General features: G+C 58.1%; 14 protein-coding genes. 2 read left to right on the plus strand and 12 right to left on the minus strand.

What is annotated here, in order from left to right; all coding sequences use genetic code 11:
- Positions 1 to 128 precede the first annotated feature (128 nt).
- From ACODR8_RS19475 to ACODR8_RS19525, 11 genes are all read right to left on the minus strand, one after another.
- Positions 129 to 1274 carry a serine hydrolase domain-containing protein gene (locus ACODR8_RS19475; protein WP_489008784.1) on the minus strand — a complete coding sequence of 382 codons (1146 nt, stop codon included), beginning with the start codon at positions 1272 to 1274 and terminating at the stop codon, positions 129 to 131.
- Between the two features lie 35 nt (positions 1275 to 1309).
- Positions 1310 to 2299: an NADP-dependent oxidoreductase gene (locus ACODR8_RS19480; protein ID WP_489008785.1), complete on the minus strand. Its 990-nt coding sequence runs from the start codon at positions 2297 to 2299 to the stop codon at positions 1310 to 1312.
- Between the two features lie 36 nt (positions 2300 to 2335).
- Positions 2336 to 3250 (minus strand): TIGR03620 family F420-dependent LLM class oxidoreductase, encoded by a 915-nt coding sequence (locus tag ACODR8_RS19485; protein ID WP_489008786.1) that lies wholly within the window; start codon positions 3248 to 3250, stop codon positions 2336 to 2338.
- A 28-nt stretch (positions 3251 to 3278) separates the two neighbouring features.
- The gene (locus ACODR8_RS19490; protein WP_489008787.1) at positions 3279 to 4262 is read right to left on the minus strand and encodes an LLM class flavin-dependent oxidoreductase; all 984 of its coding nucleotides are present in this window, start codon (positions 4260 to 4262) and stop codon (positions 3279 to 3281) included.
- Between the two features lie 73 nt (positions 4263 to 4335).
- Complete coding sequence (locus ACODR8_RS19495) at positions 4336 to 4887, minus strand: nuclear transport factor 2 family protein (RefSeq protein WP_489008788.1); 552 nt, start codon at positions 4885 to 4887, stop codon at positions 4336 to 4338.
- An 80-nt stretch (positions 4888 to 4967) separates the two neighbouring features.
- Entirely contained in the window at positions 4968 to 5732 is a 765-nt protein-coding gene (locus ACODR8_RS19500) for an SDR family NAD(P)-dependent oxidoreductase (protein ID WP_489008789.1), read from the minus strand.
- Positions 5733 to 5758: 26 nt separating this feature from the next.
- On the minus strand, positions 5759 to 6211 hold the full coding sequence (locus ACODR8_RS19505) for a nuclear transport factor 2 family protein (protein ID WP_489008790.1): 453 nt from the start codon (positions 6209 to 6211) through the stop codon (positions 5759 to 5761).
- Between the two features lie 141 nt (positions 6212 to 6352).
- Complete coding sequence (locus ACODR8_RS19510; protein ID WP_489008791.1) at positions 6353 to 7564, minus strand: aromatic ring-hydroxylating oxygenase subunit alpha; 1212 nt, start codon at positions 7562 to 7564, stop codon at positions 6353 to 6355.
- 260 nt (positions 7565 to 7824) lie between these two features.
- Positions 7825 to 9012, minus strand: coding sequence for a sulfotransferase family protein (locus tag ACODR8_RS19515; protein ID WP_489008792.1), 1188 nt, complete (start codon positions 9010 to 9012; stop codon positions 7825 to 7827).
- Between the two features lie 108 nt (positions 9013 to 9120).
- A complete protein-coding gene (locus tag ACODR8_RS19520; protein WP_489008793.1) occupies positions 9121 to 10443 on the minus strand; it encodes a hypothetical protein in 1323 nt (440 codons plus the stop codon).
- Positions 10444 to 10555: 112 nt separating this feature from the next.
- Positions 10556 to 11380: an SDR family NAD(P)-dependent oxidoreductase gene (locus ACODR8_RS19525; RefSeq protein ID WP_489008794.1), complete on the minus strand. Its 825-nt coding sequence runs from the start codon at positions 11378 to 11380 to the stop codon at positions 10556 to 10558.
- Positions 11381 to 11994: 614 nt separating this feature from the next.
- Between ACODR8_RS19525 and ACODR8_RS19530 the strand changes: the two genes are divergently transcribed.
- Positions 11995 to 12639, plus strand: a complete 645-nt coding sequence (locus ACODR8_RS19530; protein ID WP_489008795.1) for a TetR/AcrR family transcriptional regulator — start codon at positions 11995 to 11997, stop codon at positions 12637 to 12639.
- A 181-nt stretch (positions 12640 to 12820) separates the two neighbouring features.
- Here the strand turns inward: ACODR8_RS19530 and ACODR8_RS19535 are convergent, their stop codons facing one another.
- Entirely contained in the window at positions 12821 to 13060 is a 240-nt protein-coding gene (locus tag ACODR8_RS19535) for a helix-turn-helix domain-containing protein (protein ID WP_489008796.1), read from the minus strand.
- A 192-nt stretch (positions 13061 to 13252) separates the two neighbouring features.
- On the opposite strand from ACODR8_RS19535, the gene ACODR8_RS19540 reads away from it, so the two are divergent.
- Entirely contained in the window at positions 13253 to 13390 is a 138-nt protein-coding gene (locus ACODR8_RS19540) for a hypothetical protein (RefSeq protein ID WP_489008797.1), read from the plus strand.
- The last annotated feature ends 10 nt before the right edge of the window (positions 13391 to 13400 follow it).

Consider the following 13400-nt stretch of genomic DNA (forward strand, 5'->3'; position numbering starts at 1 on the left):
CATCAAGCTCATCTGCATCCGATTGTGGTGCAATGCGTAATGAGTCCGCGCCCTAGTTCATTCCGAAGTATCCGTCAGGTGATTCCGCGTGGCGACGGGCCCCTTCCAGAGCAGGCCATGACGTCGCTTCAGCTCGCCGCCTCGGCTGCATAAAGCGCATCGAGCAAAGGGGCGACGCGCGGGTCGAGCCATTGCGCGTTGGGGTTCCGCATGGTGTTGGTCGTATAGGCCACGCCGATCCTGCGCGCCGGATCGGCAAAGGCCACGCTGCCACCAAAACCCGGATGGCCGAATGATGCCGGATTCGGCCCCATCGCACCGTCATTGAGACGGAACCCGGCTGCGTAGCGACCGGGAAAGCCCATGGCTTGGTCGAAGCCGGCAACACGTTCGCGGGTCGCCTGTTCCAGCACCGCCTTGCTCAGCAACCTTGGCTCATCGCTGAAGAGATGGGCGTAGAGCTTCGCCAGGCCGCGCGCGTTCGCGGTCCCGCCGCCCGACGAGTGCCCCGCCGCGCGCCAGTAGCGTTGGTTGGGAAAGTCCCAGGCGATCATCGGATTGGCCAGTGCGGCCGCCATGGCTTCGAGATTGGGGACTTCAAAATCGATAGCAGCCACGTCGTCCGGTCCGAACATGGCGGCATAGCGATCATCGTCCTCGATCGGCAGCCCCAGATAGACGTCGATAACGATTTTCGAGCCTATCTCTTCCTCGTAAAAGCGGGCGACGGTCCGGCCATCGACCCGGCGGATGAGTTCGTCGGCCAGCGTGCCGATGGTCAGCGCATGATAGCCCCACAGTCCTGGACGAAAGAATGGCTCCTGCGCAGCGAGCATGGCTGCAATGCCATCATGGGCGATATAATCGTCCAGTGTCACCGGTTCGCGCGCGCCGACCAGGCCGGCCTGATGCGACATCATTTCGCCGACCGTGATCGCAGCCTTGCCGTTCGCTGCGAATTCCGGCCAATAGGCCGAGACGGGAGTTTCATAGTCGAGCTTGCCCCGATCGACTAGCATCGCGATGCAGATCGACGCGACGCCCTTCGTCGTGGAATTGACGCCGAACAACGTGCGATCCGTGATCCTGATGGATCGATCTTCCACGCGGTTTCCGCCCCACAGGTCTACCACCGCGGTGCCGTCTCGATAGACGGCGAAAGCCGCCCCTACGTCCAGGCCCGATGCCAGATTATCCTCAAAGGCAGCGCGGACGCCCCCATATCCGGGGGCCACGCTTCCCTGAACCTCAAGGCTGCCAGTTTCCAAACGCATCACCGCTCCCCCTTTTCTATAATTGCCGCCCAAGCTTATCCGCCTGCCATATTCAGCACGAGCTTGCCTCGATTATGCCCGCCCTTCAGCCGCTCTATCGCGGACTGGAGGTCGGCGAGTTCCACCACTTCGACCGGGGGGATACGAATGCCCTGCTGATCGAGAATATTGACCAGCGGCACCTTGTCTATCCGTTCGGGCCAATGGGCAAAGCAGCGCACATGCCGAAAGCCGAGCGCCTGCGACGCAAGCATCTGTTCGTCCAGATTGCTCGTATCGAGACCCGTAGATATGCTGACCAGCGTTCCGCCCGGCTTTAATGCCGCCAGAGCGTCGGGCAGGGTATTTTGCCTTACGGCATCGAACACGATGTCGACGCCTTCGGGTGCCCACTCGCGCGTATAAGTGACGATGCTTTTTTCCGGATCGGTATAGTCGATGGCGAGGTCCGCCCCCATCCCGATCATATAGTCCCGATTGACCGCCCTGCCCGTCGCGGCCACCAACAGCCCGCCATATTTCGCCAGTTGGATGGCGAAGCTGCCCACGCCGCCCGATCCGCCATGGATCAGTATCTTCTGCCCGGGCTTGCCATTGCCCAGGTCATCGGCGAACAGCGAGATGTAGGAAGTGAGGAAGCAGATGGGCGTAGCGCCCGCCTCCTCCATCGACATCCAGTCAGGGACCCGGCACGCCAGATTGGCGGGGAAAGCGACATAGTCCGCAAAAGTCCCCGTATCCCCGGTCGCGCGGCTTCGCGCGAACATGACACGGTCACCTTCGCGAAAGTTGGTGACACCAGGTGCCACGCGCGCGACCACGCCTGCCGCCTCAAAGCCCATGATGTTGATATTGCTGTCGGCAATAGTCGGCACCATCCCTTGCGAATATTGCCAGTCCGCCGCGTTCATCCCGGCATAGGAAATGCGCACCAGAATCTCGCCGTCCGATAGCGTCGGCTGCTCGATTTCCGAAACACGCGGCGAATGGGTTTTATTGACGAAATCAGCGGTAACAGCGCGCACAAGAATCACTCCCCATTCATTTATACGGTTGGCCGATCAGGTGCCAGGTGCGAGCAACTCGATGATCCGCATATCGGTGCCGCCGCCTGGTGCCAGCGACTTGATGCAGACCTGCGTGGCACCTGCACTCAGATGCTCCTCGATGCGCCTGCGCAGCGCAGCCTCGTCACCCCAGCCCACGATCGAGTCGACAAACCGGTCCGAGCCACCATTGGCGAGATCATCGTCAGAAAAGCCAAGCGCCTTCCACGAGTTAAGATAGTTCGGCAGGGTGAGATAATATTCCACCTCGCTACGCGCGATCGCCCGTGCCTTTGCGGGGTCGGCTTCGAGGACCAGCGGCTGCTCGACGCAGAGCAGCTTGTCGGGACCCAGGATGGCGCGCGCCTGCGCGCTATGCTCGGGACTCACTAGGTAGCTGTGCGTACCCTGCGCCTGCTCACCGCTCAGTTCGATCATCTTCTCGCGCAGCGCGGCCAGCACGATCGTGGTCGGCTCAGCCGGCGGTACGGCATGATAAGGTGCCTTGGCGATCGCCTCCAGATAGGAACGCATCGCGGGCAGCGGCTTTTCATATTGATGGCCGCGCATGCCTTCCACGGCCTCGCGATGCGAAACGCCAAGGCCCAGGATGAAGCGGCCGCTCCATTGTTCGTTAAGCGCATCGGCCCCCGCCCGCATGGCGATCGCATCGCGCGAATAGATGCTGATGATGCCCGTCGCCACCTTCAGCCTGGTCGTGTTGGCCAGCAGCCAGGCCGACGCGATCAGGGGATCGCGGCCGAAGGCATCGGGCATCCAGATCGAGTCATAGCCAAGTTTCTCGACATGGCGGGCGAAACGAGCAAGGCGTTCGGCCGTCGCCGGTCCCAGTTCGCCGGATTTCTCGTCCTCGAAAAAGCCGATTGGTCCATTGACGCTGGCCCAGATTGCAAGTGTGCCGAGATTCATCTGATGTCTCCTATATGACCGCGCTTCATCAGTTGAACGCCGGCAATACCTCGTCGGCGAACAGCTGTGCGTAGGGAATGAAGCGATCGGCGGGAAGGCCCGCCGGCATCATCATCGATACATGGTCGAGCGGCATGCGTTCCTGCAAAGCCTTGTATTTCGCGACCGCGGCGTCCGGGGTCAGTATCTCCATCTTGCCGCACATCTTGAACTCGTCGAGGCTCATCAGGTCCATGCCCTCGCCACCCCATTCCGCATATGTATTGTTGACGTGGTGGAAATGGGGTGCCAGCTCCTCCAACGCCTGTTCCGGGTCGCGGGCAACGACGGTGAAGAAATCGCCGAGCCGCACCTTGCCCTCGCTCACATCCTTGCCCTGCGTGCGCAGTTTTTCGAGATAGATGTCGGCCCCGTCGGTGGTGCCTACATAGCCGTCACCATAAGTCAGGACCCGGTCGATCGCCTTGGGCGCGAAGCCACCGATATATAGCGGGATACGGCCGCGCGGGGCCGGCGGCATCATCTTGACGCCGTCCAGCTGATAATGCTGCCCGGCGTAATGGACCGTTTCGCCCGCCCACAGCCGGGTGACGACCTCCAGCCATTCGTCGAACAGGCGACCACGCTTGGTGAAGTCTACGCCGAACGCCGCATATTCCTCGGGCCGGTAGCCGATGCCCAGGCCGATATCGAGCCGTCCGTTGCAAATGATATCGAGCACCGCGCAATCGGAGGCAAAGCGCGTCGGATGATATAACGGGGCGAGCGCGATCCAGGTGCCAAGCTTGATGCGCTCGGTGCGCGTCGCCATCGCCGAAATCACAGCGAGCGGCGAAGGCAAATAGCCGTCGCGGGCGAGATGATGCTCGGGGACCCAGGCACCCCCGAAGCCGACCTGCTCGGTCCAGACGGCGACATCGATGACTTCCTTATACACCTGCTCCCAGGGCCTGTGCCACTGCGGCGGATTGCGGAAGTCATAGAGATAACCAAAAGTCACTTTGCCGGGCATCAATCCGCCTCCCTTATATATGTTGTCCTGCACCCGACAGAAGGGCGCGCATTCCTGTCGTCAGACAGGATCATTACACCGACCATTGCGGCGGGCCATTATAGCCGCGCTGCGGCATTTCGCGGCCACGGTTGATGGTCATGTTGGAGAAACGCCAGCCTTCGCTGGTCCGCCTGAACTCGAGCTTGTAGATTGCGAGCGACCAGTGCCCGTCAACGTCCTCGATCGGCCTGCCGTTGGGCCATTTCGACAACGCGATCAGATGCCAGTGTCCCCGCGCGACATCGCCGTCCACATCGATCAGCGGGTTCATCACATTATGCGAGACATAAGGAGTAGCCCGCAACGTATTGAACAGCGCACGGATCGTCTCGCGACCTTGCGCCTTGCCGATCGTGCCGCAGTCGTCCCAGACGCCATCTTCAGTGAAGAGATCCGCAGACGGACCCATGTGGCTCGGTCCCTGCCCTTCCCAGCCGCCGTCGTTATAATGGGTGTAGAGTGACATCAATCGGGCGATGTCCTCATGATCCTCGATCAGGCGCACCCGCTCCTCGAGCGTCGTCGGCCGCTTGCCTCTGGGACCGAAGGATGTTCCCGTGAACGGGTCTGTGGCACTGGCCATGATCAACTCTCTCCTTATAAGCAGCTTGTATCAGCGACGGGTCGAGGGCTATTTTCAGCTCTATCCAATCCTCGCGACCATCATTGGGCCGTCAGCCCGCCATCGACCAAAAGAGCGGTGCCGTTGCAGAAAGACGCATCGTCCGAAGCGAGGAAGGCGATCGCCGCCGCCATTTCCGACGGGTCACCCAGCCGCCCGGCCGGTATGATCGCCTTGATCTGCGCGGTCTGCGCTTCAGGATCTTCCAGCGAATCCCCGAGCATGGCCGTCTTGGTCCAGCCAGGGTGCACCGAATTGACGCGAATGCCATGTTTCGCATTTTCGATCGCCAGTACCTTGGTGAGCATCAGGACGGCGCCCTTGCTGGCGCAATAGGCGCCGCCATATTCACCAGCCACGAGCGACGCCGTGGACGCCACGTTGACGATCGCGCCTGTCCGGCCGGATGACTGCCACTCGCGCGTCGCGATCCGGCATCCCAGAAAGGCCGTGGTTCCATTGACATCCAACTGGCGGCGCCAATCGGACAGTTCCATATCGACGACATGGGCCTGCACGGCGATGGCGGCATTGTTCACCAATATGTCCAGCGGACCCAGTTCATCGCGGGTGGTCTGGAGGACATTCTCCCATGATGCTTCGTCAACGGCATCATGCGCAATCCCGATCGCGCGATAGCCCTCCTGCCGAAGCTCGGCAGCCCGTTCCTCGACAGCGGCATGATTGATGTCGGTCAGCGCTACCAGTGCACCCTCTTCAGCCAGGCGCTTGGCCGTAGCAAAGCCAATCCCGATCGGTGAGGCCGCGCCCGTCACGATCGCTACCTTGTCCCGCAAACCTCTCATACCAACTCCCGCTCCTGATATTTATTTTAGCTAGCCGTCTCATTGGACGGCCTGGTGAACTGCCGCGGACCGTAAAGCACAACCTTGTGCGTCCTGAACAACCATTTTCCATCAACCCGGGCGTAGGTGTCATCCAGATAGGAATGCACTCTCACGATCCTACCGTCATGCAACCCGCCCTCGAAGAAGCAGTTGAAGAAACCCTTTGCCTCATCATCGCTCTGTTCCGTTATGACATGGCCGGTTGCGTAATGGGCCAGGAACGTCATGGCGCCATCTATCTGCTCTTTGAAAAACGCCCTGATCTGCTCCCTGCCCATCGACAACGGGCCGTCGACGGCGGTTTCATCGAACACGCCGTCTTGCGTGAAACAGTCGGCCGCCTCGTCCCACATCCGCCGGTCTTCATAGGCCGAAAAGCGGTTCACCAGATCCCGTATTTCCTCGCGATCTATGAGCCGTTGCAGCTTTTCATCCATGCCGACCTCCAACATTTACCCACCACATTGCACGAGCCGCACGACATCAAAATCCGGTGGGCTCATTGATTGCGCGGCACCAAATACATCATGCGGGTTCAGCCTGTTTGGGAAGCTGCCACATGTTGGCATCTTTCTATTCTATTGCCGCTCATCCAGTGACTCATCGCCCAAGGCTTTATGCAACTCGCGGTGGAAGTGATGAATATGGCTCTCATTGCGGCCAAAGGTGAAATATTCCTGGGCACCGGAGTATACCGTTTCCTGTATACTGTTTACGATCGGACAATCTTCATCAATAACCACCTGATGGGTAAGGCTAGCCCAATCACGAACCTCTCGCTCCATCGGCGTGCCGATGAATTCGCCACTCACAACGGTTCGCGATATGGCCACCGACTCACCCGGACTATTGCCGGGCAGGATCTGGTTCATGAACATGCGTTCAAGTGGCGGGCCATCACGCTCTTCCTCACCCGCAAAGGCATTGGTGCTTGCGCATGTGTAGAATGTTGACGGAAAAATGGTGAAGCCGCTTTGCACAAAGCGCTTCAGATCATCTTTCGATGAAGGGTCGCATTCCGTATCAATGCCCAGGACCGGCGACACGATTTCACCATGGATGCCCCTGCTATCGACCTTGATCACGCCGGGAATGACGAAACTTCCAAAACTCTGCGCATGGAGGCTGGGGAAGTGATAGGTTTCGATATAGCCTTCGTAGGCCAGCTTCCAGTTTGCGGCAGGCACCTCCTTGAGGTTTACCACCCGGAAGCGTTCAAGGCCAAATTTGGGCAACAGGCTTGAAAGTTCAGGCCCGAGAAACGCATCGAGATCAAGCGGCATGCCAGGGGTCAGAATGCCCCAGATCAGGCCGTGCCGCTCCTCGACGGCCAGTTCGGTCAGTCCATATTCGGCCTTGTCGACGTCCCCGAAAATGGCATTCTCGGACAGTCCCACGAGCCGTCCGTCCTGCCCGTAAGTCCAGGCGTGATAAACACAGGTGAAGCGCGGCTTCTTGCCCTGCCCTTCCTCGACGACCTTCGCGCCACGATGTCGGCAGGCGTTGATGAACAGCCGAACCTCTCCGGATTTCTGGCGCACCAGAAGCATCGGTACGCCAAGGCGAGTCAGCGCCCAATAGCTGCCGGGTTCGGGCAGCTCACTCGGCAACGCCAATATCATGGGCGTGGTTCGCAGCAGCTGGACTTCCCGCTCCCAACGTTCGCGATCGGTATATTCGCTCACCGGAACCTTGAAGATATCGGGCGCTAGGGTCGGCCTTTTTTGCGCGACCAAATCGATGAGCGCCTCATAGCGAGCGCGCAATTCGGAATGCTGGAAGCCTATCATTTCAGCAACAATCCTCTGGATCTTATTTTTCAGAAACTTCCCGCCTCACCCGGCGCGATTCGACTTTCTGGCATCTGCCGCAGCGTGGCACACCGACCCCCGGCAAGTCAAGTTTATTTAGAACGATCGGTCTATTTTCTGCGCATTCCCGTTTCACCAGGGCGGCCGCTCGACAAGTTCCCTGCTTTTCGCAGCGACCGGCTATCCCAATATTCAAAACCGCGCGGCGACCCCATTCCTGCCCGGCGCGTACCGAGCATTTATTTCTGGAAGTATCGGCGGTTATATTCTGCGAAGGCGGCATCCACCATTGCAGATGTCAGGCCATACTGCTCCAAACTATAAGTATAGCTGCCAAATTCGCCATGAGAGTCGTTTGCCTCCCACATACGCATCGCTTCTTCGCGACGCGGCGTTAACTCACGGCCCGTCAACTGATAGATATCGCGCACTACGCCGAACGTGTCCTTACGAAGACGTTCATATTGCACATCGAGGAGATCGAACTGCGAACCCAGGGCGTCGAGTTGCTCAAGATGCCGGTCCATCTCCGCCGACCAGAGCCGAAGCACATAGGCACCCACGGCTTCCATATCGACCACATCCATGCACGTCCGGAATAGCATCTCGATCAGGCGGCAGGTCGACGCAATGACTTCGTGGACGTCGCGATGCATGAAGACATATTTGGCATTGGGGAAAACATCGACCAGATGATCCATATTTCCTATGTGCGGCGGCGTCTTCAATATCCAGCGCCGGTCGCCGTTGGCGCCCTGTCGTCCACCTTGCTGCCATTGCAGATATTGCAGCATCTGCTTGAGGAAGACATAAGATCCGTGCAGCGATTCAGATCTTACCCATTCATAATAATTGGGAACTGGCACCACCCAGCAGTGGCCCACCGTCTTGAAGGTGGGCAATTGCACGAAAATATCTTCCTCGGCATCATCAATCTTCACCGAATGGGACTGCATCAGGCCGAGATTATTTTTGATCATGGCCTCGACGATCTCTCGATCGATCCCGATGCGGGGATCTTCTTCGCTCGCCACTGCGTTCGGGATGCGCGAAGGATTCATCGATTCCCAATGTCTGATGCTCAACGTGTCGGGGTCGGCAGCGAGCAGACGCTGCAATTTGGTCGAACCGACGCGGGTCATGCCCAAAATGATGAGCGGATCGTCGACTTGTTCGTCGAGAATTTCCGGGTGCTTCTTCAGGTCGTGGGCAAAACGCAGTCCGTTGACCAGCCAGCGGTGGATGATCGCGGAAATGGTTGCGATACCGTCATCATTCAACAAGACGTTGTCGTTGATATCCTGAAGAAATCGCGCCAATCCTTCGCGGGGGTCGAAGTCGCCGAAATCGTTCAACCCGTCCTCGGCGCAGGCTACTGCGATCAATTTTTCTACAGACAGTTTTGATGTCGACTGAAGCGTGTCCATTGAAGGCTCCTCTAACCTTGATATTTGCTGTTTGCGACTAAGGGACTGGGAACGATCCGGCACCCGATATTGACGGGGTGCCAACCCTCAAGAGTCCGATTACCATCCTTAATCGCCAGCGAATGTGCAATTCACGCCGCAGCGCGACCCATAGTCGAGCCTGCGGCCTGCGAGTTCGACCGATCGATCCGCAGACCCCACAGATGGAAAATCGGCCGGAAGCTCGGAGCGGATGGCACTCAACTTGACGAGCCTGACGCTCTGGATAGCGTCATTGGGATCAGCGACCGGTGCATGCATACCTTCCCAGCGCATCGCCATGCAGCCTTCGCGCAAACCGTCGCTATCCATCCAGTTCGTTACGCCGGGGTCTTGGTGACTGACGACATAAGTATAGGTGCCATCGCTATTCCGATGCGATTGATGTCCCGTCCGACTGCCCGATTTGCTGTGCGCATTGCGGGAAATCAGCCACGGCGACGTCACGCTGAAACTCATATATTCGGCCTCTTGTGGAAGGAGGTTCACTACCAGCGCCTCATCATCCGCCAGATGATATCGGCCTTGCGTGATCATCGACGGCTTCGTTGCGTGACCACGCATCATCGCCGCGCCGAAATCATTGACTGGTATCGATGCATATAGTTGCTCAAATTGAGCGATCGTTTGTGCTCCGAACATCATATAGCGTGCGGCTATAGCGACCTGGTCATCAAAGCTGTGCGCATGACTTGGTGGTCCGGCAATCTTGCGGAAGGACATGGCGCGAGGCCGCTGCGTATGCCAGTCACTCAGCGCCTCTCGAATAATGACGAAAACGCCGCCCTTTGACTGGAGGTGCAGGCTGCCGTCCCTGGGGTCTTCAGGTCCGATCGTGATGCGTGATGCGCCCTCACCATCGGTGATTATGCGTTCCTCGTCCGCGGCATCCACGGTCCGTTCCCAGTCCGCCCAGCTTTTGACCTCGGCACCCGTCAGTGCGACATAGATCGCCACGCTGAATCTGCCGGTCGGTCCTGTGGGCTTGGAATCAAGGACATAGGTCGATGCGTCATCGATGAACAGGTAACGATATATGTTGTCGGGATTATCGAAGCAGAACCGCGACCCCGTTACCGAATGCCCCATCCACTCTTTTTGGGGCGTCTGGATCCAGACGAGGCCGGGATTTTCAAAATCCGTACTTGCGGCGGAAAGAAGTGCGTAGCCTGCACATTCGGAAACAACCTCGTCCAGAGTCTGCTGAGCCGTCGCCGACTTGGCCCATGACAAGCCAAGCAGGAGAAGGCGCGCCGCCGCCATCGCCTTCTGCATTTCGGGCGTCCTGAGGATTGCCCCTGCCGCCGCTTCAATTTCGTACTGCCGTTCGGTCGCCAAAGGAGAAGTCTGCGCGTCCTGGTCAACACCGCGCATATTGTTGATCTCGTTCATACGATATTCTCCAGTTGCTTTCCAGCAGACGCCACAACCGAACCGCGCTAGCGATCATGCAAAAGGTTGGACGACGTGAGCAGTCTTGGTGCCCCCTGCCAGGCACCGCTCATCATTTTTTGGACGACGCGTCGGCGTTCGCAGCCATGACTTCGTAGGGCAACTCTTCGGGCTGCACGTTCCGACGCAGGTGATTGCCGTTATCAACGTTCAATGTATCACCGGTTACGGCCGCGTCAGGATGACACAGCCACAGGCAGGCCGCGCCGACCTGCCTCGGCGTGACCGGCCGACCGAGCGGAATTTCCTTCAATAGAACTTTCCTGGCCACTTCATGGTCCAGCAATATCTTCGACATCGGCGTATCAATCAGCCCTGCCTCTACCGCATTGATCCGGATGTCCCGCGGCGCATATTCAAGCGCGGCATGTTCAACCAGTATCTGGGCTGCGGCCTTGGCGGAACCATAGCTGCTATAGCCCGGAACCGGCATCGACGCCGCTGTAGACGTGATCACCACCATAGCGCCGCCGTCGCGCATGCGCCGCGCCATATGCTTGATGAAGAAGAATGGACCAAAATAGTTGATGTCGAAAGCTTTCCGCACATCCTCCGGGTCGATGGCATCGATCATGCCGACAAAGGGCACGCCGGCGGCCATGATGGCGACATCAATGGGGCCATGGGCGGCGAACACTGCCTCTGCCATCGCCTCCACCTCAGCCTCGATCGAAGCATCGCATCGCACAGCGAGGCCACCGATAAGACCGGCAAGTTCCTGGACCCCGTCCAATCCCCGCGCGCCGACGGCCACGCGAGCGCCTTGCTCCGCAGCCAGCTTGGCGGTTTCCCAGCCAGTGCCGCCACGTGCGGACGCGCCCAGAACAACGATATTCTTATCCTGGAATGGTAGCATAAACCTGTCCTTTTCCTGCATTTTTATGATTGGCGGTCGAACTGCCGTGCCGACGACATTCGCGCTTCAGATTGGCATGTTGCGAGCATTTTACCCCACACACGCAGATTGCTTCGTTGTTCATCGAACCAATATCGATTGCCTGACCAGCGGCAGTAAAGACTGGATAATTGCAATATTTCTCTCGTAATCATACATACTTTATTCGACTTATTTATTTTCGCCCTTGAATAATAGTGCAGTAATATAAGATATTCTCCGCTTTTCAGCGAATGAATTTGGCGGACGCCCTAAAATGGGTAGAACATTTCTACTTTTCCAGCAGCCCTGAAGGCTATACCCACTCTCCTGTCCACTAAACCTAATGGCAGCCTTTTCGCTGACCTCATTGAGCCAGACTATCCACATGAAGGTGCAAGCTGTCAATAGAACGATCGTCCTTTTTATGCGGGGGAGCTTGTGAATGAGGTCGGGCTTGCGGCTGTTTCAGGCGTTCGCCGGCGTAACGCCCGCAGACGACCGAGGAATGCGGCGGCGGATCGGTCGATTAAACTATATTAGCTCTTTTCTGGATTTGAGTTATAAGTATCGGATCAAGGTAGGTGCTGTCGCCGCAAGCGGCACAAAGGAGATAGATGACTAAGTCAGCAGCAGCGATCTCGCGGCGAGACGAACGGGTCAAACAGCGTCAAACCCAGATCCGCAATGCAGCCAGAGCATGCGTTCGGGATGAAGGCTTCCACGCTGCGACCATCAGCCGCATCGGTGCCGTGGCAGGGATGAGCAAGGGCCACATCTATAAATATTATGAGAATAAAGAGGAGATCATGATCGCGCTGATAGAGCACGACATGAACGAGTTCATGTTGCTCATAAGCCAATTAGGGCAGTCGGAGGACCACAGCGTCGAATCGCTTATTGAGTCTTTTGTGAGCGAGCTTCCTGTCATTCTTAAAAGCGACCGTACCGCCCTGTGGCTGGAAGTCCAGGCCGAGGCGGCGCGCAATCCGAGAGTCAAGGAAATGGCCGTGATGGCCGCCAACTATTTTCGCGAGACAATTCGCAAGATCATAGAGCCTGTGCTGGAAGGGCCTATCAAGGATGAACTCGACATTCGGGTTGAAATGCTACTGCTATCTATGCACGGCCTTGGCCTGAAGGCCACCGTGCATTCCGACGGTAGCATCGAAGGCTTCGCAACTGCGGTTGAATTCGTTTTTCGGACCTTTTTGTCGGCCCCCCCCCAATCTGCGGTCATGCGAAGCGTTAAGGCAGCATAGAGATGACGGGTTCAAAGCTCTGGGCGACGGAATAGCGCTGAATCCGATGCGAACTAATCGCGTAGTAACCCACTGGTCAGCGAGTCATCAATGCGCCAAATCTGCCAGAGTTTTTGCGGGTGTCCAGCTGCACCTGTCCCGACTGCGGCGGCGCACTGGGGCCGCTGGCCTTAGGCCACGCTTACACCTGCTCCTCGATCGCACCGAGTATGACGTCGCGATAGGCGGCAATCCGCTGCGATCGCATGTCACCGCCCTGAGGCTTTGCCCGCGTCGATCCGGTCTCTCGCCAGTCGCGAACCCAGCGGACAGCGCTCGCCGCCGCAACGCCAAAACGCGCCGCTGCAGCGCGTCGAGACATACCGCCATCAACCGCGGCAATTACCCGTGAGCGCAGATCTTCTGAGATAGACTTCGTCATGCCAGGCTGGCCTCCTCGTCCAGCTGACATGGTGAATCAGACTTTCTCGCCCAAGGAAACCCCCTCGATTCCGTTAGATCGGATTATGCTCTAGGCTACAAGTCGCGCGCTAATGAGAACTGTGCGCGGGTGGGTGTAGACATCGGTTTTAATTACTGATTCTATGGGCTTTCCAAAGAGGGGAGGCCGAACGTGGCGCATCGTTTGATTGGTCAGGAGCGGTTCGGTTTTGCCGGGCGGGCGCGGTCCGCATCATCGCTCGACGAGCTTGGCAAGCTGATCGATTGTATGCATCCGGTGAGAACCGCGGATCAGGCCGCTTGGCGTTGATCGTCTGTGG

This window comes from Sphingobium sp. FG58, from assembly GCF_057809055.1.

Bases quoted from the DNA above. Each gene is read 5' to 3' on its own strand.
- ACODR8_RS19520 (WP_489008793.1), bottom strand. From the start codon at position 10,443: ATGAACGAGATCAACAATATGCGCGGTGTTGACCAGGACGCGCAGACT.
- ACODR8_RS19505 (WP_489008790.1), bottom strand. From the start codon at position 6,211: ATGGATGAAAAGCTGCAACGGCTCATAGATCGCGAGGAAATACGGGAT.
- ACODR8_RS19515 (WP_489008792.1), bottom strand. From the start codon at position 9,012: ATGGACACGCTTCAGTCGACATCAAAACTGTCTGTAGAAAAATTGATC.
- ACODR8_RS19490 (WP_489008787.1), bottom strand. From the start codon at position 4,262: ATGCCCGGCAAAGTGACTTTTGGTTATCTCTATGACTTCCGCAATCCG.
- ACODR8_RS19530 (WP_489008795.1), top strand. From the start codon at position 11,995: ATGACTAAGTCAGCAGCAGCGATCTCGCGGCGAGACGAACGGGTCAAA.
- ACODR8_RS19475 (WP_489008784.1), bottom strand. From the start codon at position 1,274: ATGCGTTTGGAAACTGGCAGCCTTGAGGTTCAGGGAAGCGTGGCCCCC.
- ACODR8_RS19525 (WP_489008794.1), bottom strand. From the start codon at position 11,380: ATGCAGGAAAAGGACAGGTTTATGCTACCATTCCAGGATAAGAATATC.
- ACODR8_RS19495 (WP_489008788.1), bottom strand. From the start codon at position 4,887: ATGGCCAGTGCCACAGACCCGTTCACGGGAACATCCTTCGGTCCCAGA.
- ACODR8_RS19485 (WP_489008786.1), bottom strand. From the start codon at position 3,250: ATGAATCTCGGCACACTTGCAATCTGGGCCAGCGTCAATGGACCAATC.
- ACODR8_RS19510 (WP_489008791.1), bottom strand. From the start codon at position 7,564: ATGATAGGCTTCCAGCATTCCGAATTGCGCGCTCGCTATGAGGCGCTC.
- ACODR8_RS19500 (WP_489008789.1), bottom strand. From the start codon at position 5,732: ATGAGAGGTTTGCGGGACAAGGTAGCGATCGTGACGGGCGCGGCCTCA.
- ACODR8_RS19535 (WP_489008796.1), bottom strand. From the start codon at position 13,060: ATGACGAAGTCTATCTCAGAAGATCTGCGCTCACGGGTAATTGCCGCG.